The sequence below is a fragment of the Maribellus sp. YY47 genome, from assembly GCF_023111095.1.
In the GTDB taxonomy this organism is placed as follows: domain Bacteria; phylum Bacteroidota; class Bacteroidia; order Bacteroidales; family Prolixibacteraceae; genus Draconibacterium.
Map to the genome: position 1 here is coordinate 256,449 of NZ_JALGYW010000002.1, position 19,645 is coordinate 276,093.

Sequence of the window (19,645 nt, forward strand, 5' to 3'; positions counted from 1 at the left end):
AAACTCCTACAGAGTTTTTTTCTCAAACATCCTTAACAGCTTTCTGTCAAGATCCAGTGCATAGACGTTTCCATCCTTATCCACTGAAACATCGGGAGCCTCACCTTCCAGCTTATCATCAAACTTTGTTGGCGGAGCCACTACTCCTAAAAACTCACCCGAAGGTTTGTAGATTTTCACGCGCACCAATCCTTTTTCACTGGTAACAAAACTACCATCAGGCAAAAAACAGAAATATGCAGGATTACAGCACCCGCTGAAACTTTCGGTTTGGGCACCGCTTGCACGCCAGTGCTCCCGTAGGTTACCGTCTTCGGTATATTGTTCCAATGTGTGCAATCCCGGATTCACCACCCACAACTCGTCGTACTCCGTAACGTCCATATCGAAATAAGGACTCGGGATAATAAAACCGTGAAGGTCGTCGGCACTTGCTTTTCCCTCAAACTCGCCAATCAACTCGCCATCTTTTGAATATCTAACGATTCTTCTATTTCCGGCATCAGCCACAAAAACATTGTTTTGATCTGCAGCGATAGCCGTGATAAAAGTATTCTCTCCCGCCAAAGACCATTCTTTTTGAAGTTCTCCACGCATATTCAACACCTGAATATGATTCTGAAAACCGATAAAAATCATTTTGTCTTTTACTTCCACGGTAGTTGGTTCATCCTGAAAACCGATTTCCAGCAAAAGCTTACCCGAGGGCTCAATCAACTTTAAATTTTTGTCGCCCACCAGGTAAATAGTATCGCCAGAGATGGTTATTCCGGCAGGTGTTTCAAAGCCTACTTTAAAATTCTTGGTTTCTTTATACAAAACCATTTCTTCCGGAACATTTTTAAAGGCATCAACATTGAATTCGAATTTATTCGGCTCCATTTTATCGGGGCGTTTCGATATCCAATCTCCCACCATAACAGCGATAATTACCACTGCCAACACGATCAGAAATATGACAATACCTTTATTCTTCATTTTTGTAGACTAATAGATTTTGAGATGTGAGTAATGAAACTCATTCATTTCAAATTAACTTTCCAGCTCTTTCGTCCGGAATCGCTTTTGTGCTTCTGTCAACTTTCGTCGCCGGACGAGTTTTTTCTATTCCTGTTTCCCGGGTTAAAATCCCGAGTTATTTTTTTGACACTTTCAGTGTCTCTTCTGCAAATCCAATTCTCAATTTGTCGGTTCTTCAATTTGATATTTAGATATTCAAATCGATACAAACCATTGTTTTCGAATCGCGCATTAACAGATAACCATCGGCTAATGCAAATGGAGCCCATGCGTCGTGCGCATCTTCAATCACTTTCACCTGATCGAGCTGAATATATTCCTTGGTGCTCGGCCGTGCTATGGTAAGTGTTCCGTCATCGTTCAGAATAAACATCTTGTTATCGGCAATAAAAAATGGACCAAGTCCAAAGCGTGTTTCCTTACCACTCGACCACACCACTTTTTTAGTATCCGCCGGATTCACACAAATCAGCTGATTGCGCAGTGCTCCCCCGTCTTTTGGCAAAATACCAAACAAGAAGCCGTTCCAGTAAATGGGAGTTTGCTGTTCGCACGCCAAACCATCCTTCGGACTGTATTCATCAATGGGCGCAATACTAAATTTGCCGCCACTTTCTGAGAGTTGCAAAACCATGCTTCCTGCTCCGTAGCCGGCCGTCATAAAAATTTTCCCATCGGGCAAGCAAACCGGCGACGGCGCTACAACAGAGTGGGTCCACGCATTGGTTTCCCACAAAATTGATCCGGCATCCGGCCCATCGGCAGCAACTCCCAAAATTCCGTTGATGGAACTGTAAACGTACATTTTTCTCCCGCCAAAAGTAAAAGGCATGATCGAAGAATGCGACATTTGCCATCCATTCGGATTGGGAGTTTCCCAAAGCTTTTCGCCGGTGGCACAATCAACGGCCACCATCATTTTTGATCCGCCGGCAGCCAGAATAGCCACGCCATTATCGATAATCGGACATTGCCCCGTGTACCAAAACGGAATTTCGGTTCCGTATTCCTTTACAATATCCAACCCCCAGCGAAAACTGCCGGTTTTTCGGTCTAAACACATCACATGGCATTTGGGGCCAATTGTAACAATATAATCTTCGGTTACTGCCGGAATGGTTCGCGACATTCCATGATTTCTTTTTACGGCAACGTCGTATCCGCGCATCCACTGCTCTTTGCCATCGACCAGCGAAAAACAACGCAGGCGATCAGCACGCTCTTCTTCGTCGTAATCCATTACGTAAGCCAACCCTTTGTAGATGGCAGCTCCCGAATGGCCTTCTCCCAACTCAACCGACCATAAAATTTTTGGTCCTTCTGCCGGAAATTTATCAATTAGTTTAACGGGGGATTTTGAAATATTGTCGTAATCGGCTCCCCTGAAATTGGTCCAGCTCTCTTTTAACTCGGTATAATCAGTGGCGTACTCTTCGAATAGTTCACCGATTTTCACATCCTGAACAAAGGCATTTCCTTCTCCCCTGTTATCGGCACCTTCCAGATTCACCGTAAAATCCCGCGTTGGATCATTATTCATCCACCAGAACAGTGCGACGAAACCTACCACTCCAACTGAAAACAGGATAATATTTATCGTTCTTTTTGTCAATGTTTTGAATCAATTATCTGCTTTTATATCAAAAACCTTTAGCACATCTCCGTGGCGTACGAACAACATTCCATCATAAACTGCCGGATGCGCCCAATGAGGACCGGCACCTTCATCAAATTTAAAACTACTTACTATTTTCAGGCTGTCGGTTGAAGGCGCAACAAGGGCAATATTTCCGCGCTTTTCTTCATAAAGATAAAGCATGTTATCAGCGGCAATGATTGAGCCTTTGTTTTCCCATTCCTGTTCCCATTTCGTTTCACCGGTATTCCAATTTATACAGGCCCATTTCCCATTTGAATTGTTGGTCCAGGTGGCGCCGTAAATGTTGCCATCCACCAAAACATCTCCACCGTGATGTGTATCCAATATGTCGTTTTTCCATTTCAGGGAAACAGATGATCCGTCAGGCGAAAGACTGAACAAGAGAGCCGGGTGCTCATAACCACTGGATACAAAAATCTCCCCGTTTTGATACAGCGGAGGATTGGTATTTCCACCTTTTCCCTGGCTATGCAAATGATATTGCATAAGATTATGGTTCCACAATAGCTCTCCTGTTTTCGCATCAATCCCGATTAGGTTTTCTGCTGTTTGTGTGAGTATAATCTGGTGGCCGTTTTGCTCAATCAGAGTTGGAGAAGCGTAAGATTTATTCCCTCCTAAACTTCGGGCTTTCCACACCGTTTCGCCACTTATTTTATTGAAAGCAACCATCGTATATTTTTCACCACCGGTAGTGAATACAACCAGATCGCTTACGATCAATGGTGCTTCAGCATCGCCATGCGTATGGATTGATCCTCCATATTTTTCCACCGCATCCACCTGCCACAAAATGTTGCCCGAATTGGCGTCAATACAATTCAACTGGCCGGTTCCGCTTGCTACGTACAACCGTCCATCCTGGTAAGTTGGCGTACTTCTGCTATCGATGTATGATCCGGTCCATGACCTTCCATAGGGAACGTCCCAAAGAAGCTTGCCATCCAAATCAAAAGCAGAAAGAACATCAGTTGTATCATCTTTGATACCGGTCACGAATATTTTTGACTCAGCGAGAATACACTGAGAATAACCTTTTCCAATACCTTCGATCCTGAGGATTACTTTTGGTCCGTTTTTTTCCGGCCATTCTTTCAGCAAGTTCTTTTCATTATAACAACCGCTTCTGTTTTCGCCCCGAAACTCAACGATTTTCTGAGCTGAAACTCCAAGCGAGCAAACAAAAAATAATATGGCAATTAACGTTCTCAATTATTTTGCTTTAATATCGTAAACCATCAACACATCGCCGTGACGCATAAACAGTTTTCCATCGGCAATAAACGGATGTGCCCAATGCGGGCCTGCTCCTTTTGTTATTTTGAATTCGCTGATCACCTTAAAAGCATCCGGATCGGGCTGAATCAATCCAACATTCCCGCGTTCATTGTAAGCATAAAGTAAACCGTCGGCCATTACCAACGCACCTTTGGTATCCCAATCGGCAACGTACTTAATTTCACCTGTATCCCATTTCATGCAAACCCAACGCCCGCGTTTGTTATCAAACCAGTTTGAGCCGTATAAATGGCCGTCGTGCAAAATCACGCCGTGATGATGGTTATCAAAAGTGTGATCCACAAATTTTTCGCTCACCGATGTTCCGGTAGAATCCATTTCAAGCATTACCGCGGGATAATCGTATCCCATAGTCAGGAAAATATTGTTGTCTTTGAAAACGGGGGTATTTGTCCAAATCAATCCATTCTGATCCCAATGTTTTGGATTCCAATACCTGTAACTCCATACGATTTCGCCTGTTTCAGGTGCAATTGCCATGATGTCGGTTCCGATAACTGCGAGGATATAACGTAATCCGTTCCACTCGTAAATTGTCGCGGAAGCATAAGCACGCGGCCCTCCAAGTGATTTGGTTTGCCACACTTCTTTTCCGGTCATTTTATCGAGTGCAACAACGCTTGTTTCCTTCCCTCCCGGGGATACAATAACTTTATCGTCGCAGATTAAAACGGTTTCAGAATTTCCCCAAATATGATATTCTCCGTGAAAATCTTTGTCAACATCAACTTCCCAAATTGTAGAACCATCTTCTTTACTGATACAGGAAACCTGGCCTGTTCCACTTTGCACATAAATCCGATCGGCTTCCACCACCGGAGTACTGCGCGTATCGGGGAACGACTGATTCCAGGAACGGCCGTAAGGAACCTGCCATTTTACCGATCCATCCAGATTGATCGCGGTTAAATAATCGAGCGTATCAATCATTCCGGTGGTATAAATCATGCCGTCAACAAAAATGGGCGATGACCAGCCTTTTCCAATATTTTCTACTTCCAATAGTTGCTCGGGGCCATTTTCGGGCCATTGCTTTAACAGACCGGTTTCAGCAAAAATCCCATCACGATTAGGACCTCGCCACTGAACGACCTGTGCACTAAGATCGATTCCCAACAAAATAGAAAATAGCAGGATAAATAAAAACTTCATGGTTTCTTGGTTCTGGTTAATTAATTATTTCTCAAAAAAAGTATATCTCAAACTTAGCACATGCACACATACCACTCAATCTACAGAGAGAAAATACTGTGTTGATGCGGTGTTAAGCTAATTTCATCTTATTTTATAAGCAATCAGCGCATTTCCGTGACGCACTAATAAACGGCCATCATTGATTACCGGATGCGCCCAGTGCTGAGCCGATCCCAGCTCCACTTTTGTCTGACTGATTACCTTAAATTCTTTGGGGTCGGCCTTTACCAGCGCCAATTCTCCCCGCTCGCTGTAACAGTACAACATTCCCTCACCGGCAATCACCACTCCTTTGGCAATGTCTTTGGCTGCATAAGTCTCTTCTCCGGTTTCCCAGTTCACACAACGCCATTCGCGGGCATTATCTCCCGATCCGTACAAGTAGCCGTCCAACACAACCATACCTCCCATCCGGCTGTCCAGCTCTGTTTTTGTCCACGCTTTGCTTACGCTGCTACCGTCGGCACTCAAATCGAGTTTTACCCCGCCTTGCCCGTAACCGCTAAAACAAAAAAGTCCTCCGTTAGAATAAACGGGGGTATTCGGATGTACTTTCCAGCGATTGGTGTGCGGATAGTTCCACAACAGATCACCGCTTTTTGCATCAATACCAATTACATGATCGGCGGTGTGGGTCACCAATAATTTACGGGTTGGCAGCTCCACCAAAAGCGGTGTACAATAGGCCGACAATTCGCCTTTACCGGGCGAACTCCAAACCAGATTCCCGCTGAAACGATTTAAAGCCACCACGTTATGCTGTTTGCCTCCCGGAGTTACATAAACTAAGTCACCATCAATCACTACAGTTTCAGTAACTCCCCAGGTGATGTTTCCGCCATCGAATTCTTTCAGCACGTTTTTGCTCCATTTCTTTTCACCGTTGGCAGAACTCATACAAACCAATTCACCCAGTCCGCTGTACATGTACAAAAGATCGCCGGCTACCACTACACTCGAGCGTGCTCCCGGATAACTTTCAGCAAACTCTTTTCCGTAAGTCGCTTTCCATTTCAACTTTCCGTCCTGCGACAAAGCAAAAACAAAGCCTATGCTATCCGCCATTCCCGACACATAAATTGTATTGTTGGCGACTACCGGAGATGCATGCCCGTCGCCGAGTTCTTCGAACGACCACAGGATTTCAGGACCGTTTGCAGGCCATTCTTTCAGCAGCCCGGTTTCGTGGTAAACGCCACTTCCGTCGCCGCGCCACATGGTTGGATTTTGTGCCAGCAAATTTATGGTTAACAAGAAGGTAGGTAAAAGGAGAGAAAATGCTTTTTTAGTCATAACACAGCTTTTTGATCGAGCTCTAAAAATAGAATCAATCCGCCATATTACCAATGGCTTAAGTCTATTTAGTAACCATCTAAATAGTAAGCTATGTTTACATTTTATTCAGAATTCGTTAACATTTTGCCGAAGATAAATCCGGGTAAAAAATGTTTAAAATAGCGGCACAAACTTCCGCTGACGACTGGCTATCAACATCAAAAACACGAGCATCAGCCAAACCGAATTTCCGCAACAACTCATTTAACAAATCTTTTCTGAACGATAGAATTAAGTGATTGTTCCTTTTCCTGATCAGCTCCTCCAGCGAACCAGACCAGCCCTCACCTCTGTTTTCGAGCTTTCCAATTTCATCCAGCACCACCAGCTGATGATCTGCGCCCTGAAGCAATATTTCTCCCCATTCAAAAGCTGACGTATTAATGGCATATTTACCGACACCTTTCGATGACGGCTCTTTGGCGGTCCGAAGAAATTCAACTTTCTCTTTCGTGCTTACATTTACGAGATCGTAACCCGTGGTTTCTCCATTCTCTATTAATCGTTCAGAATAAAACCCGGTAACCGGAATATTCTTTTTCTGCAAAGCACCAAGAAGTTCTTTAAGACAGCTTGTTTTTCCTGAACCTACAGCCCCGGTTATGATAATGATTTTTGCTGTTGAGTCGGGCGAGCTTAATTGCTGCAAGCGGTAATCAGCAAAACCCATTATCTGCTGAACAAAAAGCAGTGGATTTTTGAAAACGGTTTTCAGATCAGGCGTATTGGCGATCATTACCGGCAGGCTTTCCACCGATAGTTCCAGTGCCAGGGGAAGTTGCTTAAAATAGCTTTTGGCAAAATATTCCCTGATTTTTGGATTGTACAACTCGGTTCCGAGCACCGCAAAACCCATGATCAGCACAATGGCTCGCAGGTTCATTTCAACGCCGATCAGCAAAGCATCTGTGATTGTTTTTGTATCGGACGACAGCTTTGTAAATACAAAAGCGGTTACAAGGGTAATCAGCACAAAGAATATCCAGAATTTGGGACGAACCAGTTGCCGCAACGCCCGTTTGTAGCGATAAGCCCACATTGCTGCGATTATTATCACCATTGCAACCCAGATGGCAAACGGAATCCGGTTGATGGAAAATAAAGCGCCGATCAGCAACACGACATCCAGCAAAAGCCATAAACCGGAATATGGAAATGTCCCTTTTTTTCTACCAAAATCTATGTTGTTTGCCTCGCCCTTAAATACCGATACCGGCAATGCACTTTGCTTTTTCAACTTCCGCCCGGTTCTGATTCCCACCAATGCCGACGATGCTCCAAACAGCGCATAAACTGCCAACAGTATGAGAATGGGTGTCCACACAGCATCGAATGTGAGCCCCAATTGTTTTTCCGCGTAAATCATCAGGTTTTTATACACTTCCACGATGTTGTACCCGTAAAAAATAATGTAGTTGAAAATCTTCTGAAAAAGATTCCAGCTCATCGCCAGCACCGACCCAAGAACAAATCCGGCAACGGTTCGACCCAGAATTCGAACGGAAAATTCCAACAACAGTGCTTCGCTGAAAATGGCGATCATCGGGCCAAAAATCACAGCACTGGGCGACATGGTTTTCATCAGTGCACAAATAAGGCCAGCCCGCCAGAAAAGCCCTTTTTCATCCCACTTGTAATTAGCCGAAATAAGAATAACAATACCTATGGCAGTTAGAATATTTCCGCTGAAAGGAATACGAAGGTTGTGCAAAAAGCTCCCTAATACGATTTCTGAGGATGCCCAAACGGTGCCCAGTATCGAAGCTTTAATCCATTTGCTGTTAAGTTGGGTAATTTTATTCATTGCTAAAAATGAAAGCTGCCGGTTTTTGCAACCCCTGTTTTATCGGTATAAAGCACATAATTAGCTTTATTTGTTCATTGCATTAGCTAAAATTCGGGATTTAATCGGGTTCAATAATTTTTAGTGTAAAAAAACGTAGTGTCTCTTTTTAAAAAACACAGCATCTTTTTATAAAAACGTAGTGTCCTTTTTTTAAAATATACGCCAGGTTTTTATAATCATTCAATAAACGCCCGGCCAGCATGATTTTCAGCAAAATAAAAAAGCCTCATCAAAAGATGAAGCTTTCTGTATTTTATGTTGATTGTATAGCTATTCTCCAACCGATTTTGCCATACGTTTCCGGTCGTGTTCATTCAAATAGATCTTGCGGATACGCATGTGATTCGGAGTAACTTCAATGTATTCGTCGTTGCGGATGTACTCCATCGCTTCTTCAAGTGAAAACTTAATGGCGGGTGCAATGCTTGTTTTGTCATCTGAACCCGAAGCACGCATGTTGGTCAATTTCTTTGTTTTAACGATATTCAGTGTCAAATCATCCAAACGGGTATTCTCACCAACTACTTGTCCCATATAAACGTCTTCGCCCGGATCCACAAAGAAACGTCCGCGATCCTGCATTTTGTCAATGGAATAAGCAATTGCAGTTCCTGTTTCCAACGAAATCAATGCCCCGTTACGTTTGATTCCCAGGTCGCCTTTCCAGGGTTCGTAACCTTTCAGACGGTGAGCCATAATGGCTTCTCCTTCGGTGGCAGTCAACATCTGGTTACGCAAACCGATCAATCCGCGCGACGGAATGAAAAACTCGAGGTGCGAGCGCTCATCGTTTACTTCGATGTTGGCAATTTCACCTTTGCGGGCTGTTACCAGTTCAATTACTTTTCCAGAGAATACTTCGGGTACCTGAACCGTAAGTGCTTCCACCGGCTCACATTTCACACCGTCAATCTCTTTGATGATTACTTTGGGCTGTCCCAATTGTATTTCGTAGCCCTCGCGGCGCATGGTTTCCACCAAAATCGACAAGTGAAGAATACCGCGGCCGTACACCAAAAACGAGTCGGCAGAGTTGGTTTCTTCCACCCGCAAAGCCAGGTTTTTTTCGGTCTCTTTGTACAAGCGGTCGCGCAACTGACGTGAGGTAACAAACTTTCCGTCTTTTCCGAAGAAGGGCGAATTGTTGGCCACAAACATCATGCTCATGGTAGGCTCGTCGATCTGAATTGCTTTTAATCCTTCGGGATTTTCGATATCGGCAATCGTATCGCCAATATCAAAACCTTCCAAACCAAGCACCGCACAAATTTCACCCGACGGTACCGGTTCTTTTGTTTTTTCCTTGCCCAGACCTTCAAACAAATAGATTTCCTTTGCCACTGATTTCACAACAGTTCCATCGCGTTTTACCAGCGAAACAGGAGCCCCCGGAATCAATTGTCCGCGGCTTATTTTTCCCACGGCAATCCTTCCCGTGTAGGAAGAATAATCGAGCGAAGTAATACGCATTTGTACGGTTCCTTCTTTGTGTGAGGCTGCCGGAATGTGTTCCAGAATGGTATCGAGCAGGTAAATAAAATCTTCTGTAGGTGTTTGCCAGTCAGGTCCCATCCAGCCGGCTTTGGCAGATCCGTAAACAGTTGGGAAATCAAGCTGGTCTTCGGTGGCATCCAGGCTAAACATCAGGTCGAAAACTTTTTCCTGAGCAATATCAGGAGTACAGTTTTCCTTGTCTACTTTATTAACCACCACAATCGGTTTCAGCCCAAGCTCAATGGCTTTCTGCAACACAAAACGGGTTTGTGGCATCGGGCCCTCAAACGCGTCAACGATGAGCAAAACACCATCGGCCATATTTAACACACGTTCCACTTCGCCCCCAAAGTCGCTGTGCCCGGGAGTATCGATGATGTTGATTTTGGTGTCTTTGTAACGTACTGATACGTTTTTCGAAAGAATGGTAATTCCGCGTTCCCTTTCCAGATCGTTGTTATCGAGCAACAACTCCTGAACTTCCTGGTTCTCGCGAAACAGTTTTACCTGATGTAGAATGCGGTCAACCAGCGTAGTTTTTCCGTGGTCAACGTGCGCGATGATCGCAATATTTCTGATTTCTGCCATTTTCTATTTTTATAATCCATTCAACCAACAGCCAAATGAGTGAAAAGTTTTCGTTGTCAATAATTTACCTTCGAAAAAACACCTTCCTTGGGAATTGGCGCGCAAAAGTAAGAAAGTTTTGCGGTGTAACATGATGGCAGCTACGAATTAAACGAATATTGTGACGTAATTTAATATCGGGAAGCCAAACTTTGCTGTCTGCGCTTTTCGGAAAATAACAATGCTCCAAAATCTTCCTTTAATCGAACTTCCTCAAACAAAAAGACAGAGCCCATTAAGGATGACAAAAGCTGGACTAATAGAAATAGAAAAGGACGACATCCCACAAGATAAAAGCATAGGACCTAGTCCTGTTTATTTATCGAAATAAGGAGAAAAGGGGAAGTCCTGACAGGTGTTTCATGTTAATAGAATATTTGAAAATATTCTCTCATAGTGCCCTTCGTTCGCAATGCTGTCATATAGGCTAATGATTGAAGCTTATTCAATAGTTGAATTCAATATTGCTTGAGCGCTGCCTCCAACTCGGCATAGCATTTATTGCAAAACTGATGTTTTTTCTGGTCGATGTCTTCCACATACGTTCCTGGACGCATCACACAAATCGGGACGTGACAGTGAATCAGCCCAAAAGCATGCCCCAGTTCATGGATAATCACCTTTCGGAACCGCTCACGCAAAAGCCGCTCGTTTCCTGCCATGCCGTATTGTTCGTTTCGTAAACGGTACACCGAAGCAATCCCTGTACTTCCGTTGTATTGTGCCTGCCCAAAAATATAGGTGAGAATGGGGATAAACAGATCGACCTGAAAAAGTCCAATGGTTTTTAACGAGTTTGCAGAGTATTCGGCATGCACGAGTTGCAGCAAACGGTTGGCATCGTATTGTTTCCGGGCAGCATCGAAATAGGGAACGATATCGTGGGTTAAAGGAACCACCGAAACCGGCCACTCAAAGGCGGTTTCTACATCGCGGGCAATTTGATCGATAAACGTTTTTTCAAACCTGCCCTGAACAACCAGTGTTATCCCTTTTTCTTTCAAAAATCAATGTTTTTTGCACGCGAAGCTGTGGGCTACACGCATTGATGAAAGTACTCCATCACCTTATTTTCCAGGTGAACGAAGCTGATGTTTCTTAATTTTGTTATACAATGTAACCCGATCGATCTGAAGCGCCTTGGCCGAGCGACTGATGTTCCAGTCGTACTTCTCCAGGGTTTTCTGAATGTATTTTTTTTCCAGCTCCGTCAGACTGTCGTTCGAATCGGCTACCATATCGGTTTCCAGCGGAAGATCTTTCATCCTGATTTCTTTCCCGTTTCCAACCACAATGGCACGTTCAATCATGTTTTCGAGTTCGCGCACATTTCCCGGAAAGTGGTACTCTTCGATTCGTTTCAAAGCTGCCTGATCGATGGTAATCAAGTCGCGGCTCATCGAAGTACAGTACTTTTTAATGAAATAAGTAACCAGCATCGGAATGTCTTCTTTTCGGTCGCGAAGCGGTGGAATATTGATGTTCACCACATTCAGTCGGTAGTAAAGATCCTCGCGGAAAGAACCATCGGCCACCATTTTTTTCAGATCCTTATTGGTAGCACAAATGATCCTGAAATCCGATTTTATCTCTTTGTTTCCCCCCACCCGCGTAAAGCTTTTCGATTCGAGCACCCGCAAAAGTTCGATCTGCATTTTCATTGAAATGGTCGCAATTTCATCCAGAAAAACCGTACCGCCATCCGCCATTTCGAAACGCCCTTTGCGGTTAAACATGGCTCCGGTAAATGCTCCCTTTTCGTGCCCGAACAACTCACTCTCCAGCAAATCTTCCGACAAAGCGCCACAATGAACCGTTACCAGCGGAAAAAACTTACGCGGAGAATTGGAATGAATTGCCCTCGCAATCAACTCCTTTCCGGTTCCGCTTTCGCCTGTAATAATTACCGACGACTGTGTTGGCGCCACATTCTCCACTTCCTTCAGCACACGGATCATTCCATCACTGTTTCCAACTATATCCTCAATATTTTCGAGCGTAACAATCTTATTTTTTAATGTTTCATTTTCATCGCGAAGAGAAATTTGACGGGCTGCATTTCGGATCAGATGGGTCAGATCATCCGGATCGAAAGGCTTGGTAATGTAATCGAACGCACCGTCTTTCAGTGCCTGAACCGCGGTTTCGACCGATGCAAAAGCCGTCATTACAATTACGATCGCCGAGCTGTCGAATGCCTTAATGCGGCGATGCATTTCCAGTCCGTCCATCCCGGGCATTTTTATATCTGCCAGAATGATGTCGAATTTCCCCGATTCGATTTTGACCAGCGCTTCTTTGGCGTTGGCTGCGCAATCCACTTCGTAACCGTCTTCAATAAACCAGTTGTACAACGAATCTCTGACCGATTCTTCATCGTCAACGATTAATATGGAAATCGTCGTCTTCATATTATTGATCTTCTTTTGTTATCAAATTAAACAACACCGACATGGTCGTTCCCTTTCCCTGTTCAGAAACCACTTCTATTTTTGCTTTATGACTTTGAACAATTCCGTGAACAATGGCCAGCCCCAGACCGATTCCGCTGGCCCGCTGTTTGGCCGAATAGAAAGGCTGAAAAATGCGGGAAATGTCTTCGGCAGCAATGCCAACTCCGTTGTCGCTAATGTCCATTCTTATGTGTTCTTCATCCGGATTCGAGGTTTTGATCAGAATCTCTCCATTACTTGTAATGGCTTCCATGGCATTCACCAGCAAAGCCACACACACCTGTTTAATCTGGTTGTCGTTGCAATAAACCAGGTCTGCCGTGGCAGTAAAATCAGTATAAAAATGAACGCCGGCAATGTGCATCTGGTGTGCCATCAAACTGTACGACTCCTTGAGTACCTGATTCAGATGATGCTGTTCAAAATTTTCCTGGTCTTTTCTGGAAAAATCAAGCAAGCCCCTTACAATGTTTCCGCATCGTTTCGATTCCGACTCAATCACTTTCAGATATTTCAGCATCGAAGCTTTTGATGTTTCGGGCATATCCAGTTTAGTCAGTTGCTTGGCCACCAACTTACTGTAGGTCAGAATTCCGGAAAGCGGATTATTGATTTCGTGGGCTACCGACGATGATAATTTCCCCAGCGAAGTGATCCGTTCGATATGAATGAGTTCGTTCTGAATTTCTGCCAGTTCTTCCGATTTCCGCTGCACTTTGTATTCCAGCTGATGCGACCAGTTTTCCAGTTCGCGGTTGGCGGCATCCAGGTTATCGAGCATGTTGTTAATAGCGAGCGATACCGAGCGCATGTCTTCCAATAAATACGGTTTAATTTCAAGGCGGCGGCTTCGGTCGCCTTTCGACACGGCCTCACTGGCAACGATAATTTCGTTCAGCGGTTTCTGAATTTTATTCTTTGTGAAAAAGATCAGCACCGACATCAGAATAATCGTCACAACAATTGCCAGTAAAAAGAACTCGGTTGACGACTTTGTTACAGCTGAATCGAGCTCCGAAAGTGGAACTTTTATGATCAACGATCCCAGTATCTCTTCGTCCTCGCTATGCGCATGACAAGCGCTGACATAACACGAGCGTTCGTTTAAAATAGGAGTCCGCACCAACAACTGCCGGTGTCCCATATCTTTTTGATCCAGGTTACAGGGACTTTTGAAATCGATGATCCGATATGCTTTTTGCTTGGTGGGAAACAATTCGGAGAAATTCGTGTGACAACTGGCGCAATTGGGTCCGTTTTTCAGAAGAGAGTCAGCCGAAAATGAAGTCGAATACACCAGACTGTCGCGGCTATCGTACATGTTTACCTCATCAATTCCCGGCATCGCATTAATGATGTCGAGAGTGCTCTGCAGCGCACTTTTATCGTTCTTTAACATTGAATGATAAAGCGATCCTTCCACTATCGATCCGATATTATCTCCCTGCTGACGAATCGCTGTTCGAAGATAACCCTCATAAACCGACTTGAAGATCAGACTGTATGAAATAAATAAAAACAGCGACAGTATGCCGATAATATATACTACCCGGGCATAAATGGAAGAACGAAAACTAAGGTAATGCCTGATAAATTGGGTGAATGAATTACGCTGCTTTCGTTCGGACGCAGTTCTTCTGTTGTCATCGTTTTTTTTCATTACGAGTCAGTCAATCGGTGTTTTTTTTAAAGGCACCGTAATGTACAAAAAAGAACAAAGGGGTTAACAAAGACTGTTTCTAATTAGCTGTTTTGCTCCAAAAATTCATTTTGGAACTCGTTCCACACACCGGCATCGAGTTCAGCAAGCGGATTAACCACCAACTCACCACCTTCCTGAAAGGCCAAAGCAGTTGAAACTCCTGCCTGGCGGGCCAGGTGGACATTAAGGAAATCCTTTAGCCGGATAATTTCATCTGAAAACCATTTGGCAGCATCCACTCCCAGTAAAAAACCAGAAGTATCCTTTTGCCAACTGGCAGGAACTATTGAATACAGCCAATCCTCTTCAAGCTCAGTTGAACGGCTATTTTCGGTTTCCAAATCAGAGGTATTAAAAGCTACAATTTCTCCTGAAAGTGGTGAGTGAAGACGCAATTGTTTTTCTCCCTGCCCGATCAGCGCCAGCACTTCTCCTTTTTTTACCGTATCGCCAGCCGTTTTTAGTGGCTGTACAGTTATTTCACCCAATACATTCTGAAGAAAATCGTCCAATCCGATTTTGGCCTGTCCTGATTTTTCAAGGTAAAGCCAGGTGTGATTACGGCTATAAAACAGCCCCTTCGGAACACGCAGAAAATGGGAAGCAAGTATCCGAATGCCTTGCTGAATATGCTGAACCGCAGTACCTTTTCCGGTTACCAGCAGCCAAAAAGGAATCAGCAACAAAAGAAACAGGATCACGATAATGTATTCAATTCCTTTTGTTTCGAACAGGTTTGTATATGTAAATCCTTCCATTTTTTTCTTTTTTAATGATGATACAATTCTTTACGCGTGCTTATTTTTTGCCCACGACGGCGACTCGCGCAATACCGGCAAACGATTGATTACCCAACGGAAAATCCAGATTTCGACAAATATGATTGAAACCGCAACCACTATTTCCATCCACGACGGAACATAATGTACGGCTGCATCCCATCGAAAAGCAATAATGGACACATTTAGCCGGTTCAGGATTATTCCCAAAATAGTAAAAACCGCAGCGACCTTTGCCAACATAATGTTCGCCCTTTTAAAACTCAAAAGAAACAGCAACATGGGAAGCACAACAAAACCAAATATTTCGATTAAAAACCAATACCCCATCGGTGTATTTATGTATTCCCAGCGATGACCATGGGCAAAAACAAGAATCTGCATAAACAGGTACACAAACATGCTGAACGCACAGACCCGGGAAAGGATCAGAATGATATCTTTTCGCTGTTTTTTATTTTCGCTGGTGATCTGGTCGGCAAAAACCCGTTCGCTGATCGATCCTTCAAAAATCACCATCGACAAACCGGCAAAGACGCTGGACATCAGAAATAACAGAGGAATAAATTCGGAATACCACAACGGGTGAATTTTCTCTTTAGCCATCAGGAAAAGCGCCCCCAGTCCAGATTGATGTAAAGTTGACAGGGTAATGCCAAAAATAACAGCCCCCAGTGTTAATCCGGATAAAATTTTATGCGCCCGGCGGGCATTTAGCCACTCTGCAACGGCAGGCGAGAACTCAATAGCCTGCGCTATGATGTACAATAAAAAATGCCAGGCAACCAGAAACAACACCGAATTTGCCCCAAAATTATTTCCGATAATCGGGTTAAAAATATTCCAGGGTTTCCCAAGGTCGAGCACCAAAGCACCGGCATAAAACACATAGGCCAAAAAACCATTCAACACGGTCACCCTTACTATTGAATGAAATTTTTCGACTTTTAGCACATACACCACAAAAGTGAGGATATAAGCGCCACCGGCGAATGCAACCCCTGTAATCACATTAAATCCTTTCCACACTCCCCACGGAATATCTTGATTGACGTTGGAAACAGCGCCAATGCCGTTGATAAAACGGATGATAATAATTGCCGCTCCAACCAGCATTACCGGAATTGAAATAACATTAAACGGTGTTATCCATTTGCCGCGGGGCTTTAACTCGCTTAGTAAAAAGCGCCAAACGGACCTCTTTTCTTTTTTTAAAGGAAATGCTGAGCTAGTCATGTTGATTGTTTTTATCGAGGTTAGACTTGGTTGCTTTATGTATACCTAAGAGAACAGAAGGCACGAGAACAAAAACTGCAGGTACACTGTATAAAAATCCTTTTGTAAGAGCCGGATAAGAGGCATTCTGAATAGTTGTACTAAATCCAATTTCCTCAAAAGGAACCGGCGACAAATACAGAAAAGATGTTCCTCCAGCTTCGTTTTCACCGTAAATATGAGGGTAGTAGGCATCCGGGTTTTCAACGATTCTGCGGCGTGCCTCCGCAATTAATTCGCGGCGGGTTCCAAACACTAATGCTTCTCCCGGACAGTTTTCCACACAAGCCGGCAACTTTCCTTCTTGCTGCCGTTCAAAACACATGTTGCATTTTGTGATCTTCGGATTCGGGCTGTTGTATTCGAACTTTGGAACATCAAACGGACAGGAAATCATGCAATACCGGCAGCCCATACATTTGTCTTCGCGCCAGATCACCGGCCCTTCCTTGGTTTTCTGCATCGCCTGTGTTAAACAAGCTGCCCCGCAAGCCGGATGATTACAATGCATACACTGGCGTTTTACATACACTTCTCCTGCCGATGTATCATAAGCATTCACTACCGTGCGGCGTTTTTCACTGGTCTTCCGGATAACTCCCACTTCCGGAAAGTCTTCCGGTGCAGGTAAATTATGTGCTTCTGCACACGAGAACTCGCAGGTTTGGCAACCTACACAACGGGTCGAATCGTACAAGATGGCTTTAAACTCCGTCACTTCTTCGCTGGCGGATTTAGCCTGTGCTTCCTGTCCCAAGGCAATTGTTGCCCCGGTAACTCCAAGCACTTTGAAGAAATTTCTCCTATTGATACTCATGGTTCTTTGGTTTTATGGTTGCACGCTTCAATACATGTCGGCTGTATTGATGAAGTAGTTTTGAAAATCTTCCCAAACTTTTGGTTCAAGATCTTTCAAGGGATGAAGCATGAGTTCACCACCTTCCTGAAAGGCCAGTTTTCCCTCCTCCATGTTCTTAATATTTAACGAACAGGCCAGAAAATCTTTCAAACGGATAAATTCTCCACTGATCCACTGCCGGTAGCTATCTCCCATTTTGAAGAACTGGATCTCGCGCAGCCAGTTCGATGGTTCAATTTTATACACCCACCCTTCTCCATAAGGCTCATTATTGATATTAAACGGATCGGCCACCAGGCTTTCATTAATTTCTTTGATGGTGCCTGAAACCGGAGAATTCAGCGTAATCTGCTTTCCTTTTCGAATCAGGGTAACCACCGGCTCCATACGTTTTACCTTTTCTCCCGGACTTTTCATGATCACCCGGGTATAATCGCCGGTAACGTTGGAAATAAAATCATCGACCCCCAAACGGACACGGCCACCTTTTTCCATAAAAACCCAGGTGTGCGATTTATCAAAATACAAACCGTTCGGAAAGGTAAGTGCCTGTTCACTGAAAAGCTTAACAAGCCTCGTTTTACTCAATAAAGGCGCTTTTGCCTTTCTTCTTCGACTGGTAAAAACCACTACCGCCACCAACAAACCAAGTGCAAGTACGGTCAATATTGCCCAAAGCAGCACTGCCGACCGCGTATTTTCGCCTGTCTGATTCTCAGCCAACAACACGGGGGGAATAAGTTTTTCAAGGTTCGATTGTTTCTCGCCATACACCAAATCTGTAAAACCGCTTTCTTCAACTGTTGTTTGCCCTGAAGTGGTAAGCCAGCTCAGAAAATCACTCAACTCACTGTTTTCGAGGAAAGCAGGAGCTACGGCATAAATGCTGTGTACCAACGCACGCGGGTATTTTCCAATCCAGACAGAGCGTTCAAACTGCTCGGCACTGGCATAAAAATTTTCGCTGTAATCCAAACGTCCGTTGCCATTTCTGTCAATCGGAAGTAACTTGATTTTTTCAGCAAAAGTTTGTGTTTCTGAATTCAGGATTGTGGACAAACAGCAAAATCCTACCGCATACTTGTCTTTGCTTACCGAAGCCAAAAACTCCTCTTTGTTTACCGCCTTTTGACCGGCTATTATTGAAGGATCGGTTTCCAGGAACTTTGCTACCGAAAACTTTACTTCCGGTTCATCCAATATATAAACATCTACTGACTCGCGGTTTTCATTTCCGGCAAGAGTTCCCCAGTTTTTGTGTTTCCTGTTCAGAACAGTTGCCAGTTCCTCCGCAGAAACACCTTTTTCAAATAACTCTTTTGTAAACGGATTTTCTTCGTTGCAGACTGCCACAATCACTTCGCGCCCAAGCGTCATCATCCACATCGATCCGTCAGACATCGAAATGCCGGGCCGTTGCATCACAAATCCGACAGAGCGCTCGCCCACGATTTCACTGTTGATTTCAGCCATGCCAATGGAAGAAATTTCGTATTTCATCCCGGCGTTGCTTTTCAGGTATTCCGAAATCCACGAATCAACCAGATCACGTGTTTCCGGTGTCGTAAAAATTTTTACTGGTTCATCGCTTACAGCCGGAGTTCCGGCATTTTGGCTGCTCACTCCGCCAAATACCAGCAGGAGCAGCACTACTGTCATTAAAATCCTGGTTTTCATTGTTGAATTGATTTAAACGTTTTTTTCCGGGCTCTGAATCCAAATTCCGGATTCCTTTTCAGCCCGATATATCTAATCCAACTTTGATGCCACACTCACAACGCACTGACTAACTGCAACTTACACAACAAACTGACTAATATTCAAACAATTAAAGTGTTGAATATCTTTACACTTATTTCCACAATCGATCCAATTGGCTGATTTTCTACAACTTACCATTGTGTTGAATATTTATACAGCTGTTGCATTTTTCAACACTCACCGAAGTAAGAACTGAGCTACAAGGAAATTGGAGCCTATTCTTTTTGAAAATAATTGAATATCGGTATTTGGAGTAATAATAAAACAGGAGGTCCTTCAAAAAATATTCTTCACGCAAAGTACGCTAAGTTTTACCCAAAAGAACGCAAAAACAAAAACTC

The 19,645-nt window shown here is 43.9% G+C and carries 14 protein-coding genes; all 14 read right to left on the reverse strand.

What is annotated here, in order from left to right:
• Window positions 1-6: 6 nt before the first annotated feature.
• Entirely contained in the window at window positions 7-978 is a 972-nt protein-coding gene (locus MR764_RS02525; protein WP_247977815.1) for a hypothetical protein, read from the reverse strand.
• A gap of 229 nt (window positions 979-1,207) precedes the next feature.
• Window positions 1,208-2,632, reverse strand: coding sequence for a PQQ-binding-like beta-propeller repeat protein (locus MR764_RS02530; protein WP_247977816.1), 1,425 nt, complete (start codon window positions 2,630-2,632; stop codon window positions 1,208-1,210).
• 9 nt (window positions 2,633-2,641) lie between these two features.
• Window positions 2,642-3,892: a PQQ-binding-like beta-propeller repeat protein gene (locus MR764_RS02535; protein ID WP_247977817.1), complete on the reverse strand. Its 1,251-nt coding sequence runs from the start codon at window positions 3,890-3,892 to the stop codon at window positions 2,642-2,644.
• Window positions 3,893-5,131, reverse strand: coding sequence for a PQQ-binding-like beta-propeller repeat protein (locus tag MR764_RS02540; protein ID WP_247977818.1), 1,239 nt, complete (start codon window positions 5,129-5,131; stop codon window positions 3,893-3,895). It abuts the gene before it with no gap.
• A gap of 123 nt (window positions 5,132-5,254) precedes the next feature.
• Window positions 5,255-6,466, reverse strand: a complete 1,212-nt coding sequence (locus MR764_RS02545; RefSeq protein ID WP_247977819.1) for a PQQ-binding-like beta-propeller repeat protein — start codon at window positions 6,464-6,466, stop codon at window positions 5,255-5,257.
• A 118-nt stretch (window positions 6,467-6,584) separates the two neighbouring features.
• Complete coding sequence (locus MR764_RS02550; RefSeq protein ID WP_247977820.1) at window positions 6,585-8,312, reverse strand: nucleoside-triphosphatase; 1,728 nt, start codon at window positions 8,310-8,312, stop codon at window positions 6,585-6,587.
• 312 nt (window positions 8,313-8,624) lie between these two features.
• Window positions 8,625-10,436, reverse strand: coding sequence for a translational GTPase TypA (typA, locus tag MR764_RS02555; protein WP_247977821.1), 1,812 nt, complete (start codon window positions 10,434-10,436; stop codon window positions 8,625-8,627).
• Between the two features lie 497 nt (window positions 10,437-10,933).
• Window positions 10,934-11,479 (reverse strand): archaemetzincin family Zn-dependent metalloprotease, encoded by a 546-nt coding sequence (locus MR764_RS02560; protein WP_247977822.1) that lies wholly within the window; start codon window positions 11,477-11,479, stop codon window positions 10,934-10,936.
• A gap of 63 nt (window positions 11,480-11,542) precedes the next feature.
• Complete coding sequence (locus tag MR764_RS02565; RefSeq protein WP_247977823.1) at window positions 11,543-12,886, reverse strand: sigma-54 dependent transcriptional regulator; 1,344 nt, start codon at window positions 12,884-12,886, stop codon at window positions 11,543-11,545.
• A 1-nt stretch (window position 12,887) separates the two neighbouring features.
• Window positions 12,888-14,588, reverse strand: coding sequence for an ATP-binding protein (locus MR764_RS02570; RefSeq protein ID WP_247977824.1), 1,701 nt, complete (start codon window positions 14,586-14,588; stop codon window positions 12,888-12,890).
• 83 nt (window positions 14,589-14,671) lie between these two features.
• Complete coding sequence (locus tag MR764_RS02575; protein WP_247977825.1) at window positions 14,672-15,388, reverse strand: hypothetical protein; 717 nt, start codon at window positions 15,386-15,388, stop codon at window positions 14,672-14,674.
• Window positions 15,389-15,418: 30 nt separating this feature from the next.
• Complete coding sequence (gene nrfD, locus MR764_RS02580; protein ID WP_247977826.1) at window positions 15,419-16,645, reverse strand: NrfD/PsrC family molybdoenzyme membrane anchor subunit; 1,227 nt, start codon at window positions 16,643-16,645, stop codon at window positions 15,419-15,421.
• Window positions 16,638-17,501 (reverse strand): 4Fe-4S dicluster domain-containing protein, encoded by an 864-nt coding sequence (locus tag MR764_RS02585; protein WP_247977827.1) that lies wholly within the window; start codon window positions 17,499-17,501, stop codon window positions 16,638-16,640. Before MR764_RS02585 ends, nrfD begins: the two co-directional genes overlap by 8 nt.
• A gap of 27 nt (window positions 17,502-17,528) precedes the next feature.
• On the reverse strand, window positions 17,529-19,220 hold the full coding sequence (locus MR764_RS02590) for a hypothetical protein (protein ID WP_247977828.1): 1,692 nt from the start codon (window positions 19,218-19,220) through the stop codon (window positions 17,529-17,531).
• Window positions 19,221-19,645 lie beyond the last annotated feature (425 nt).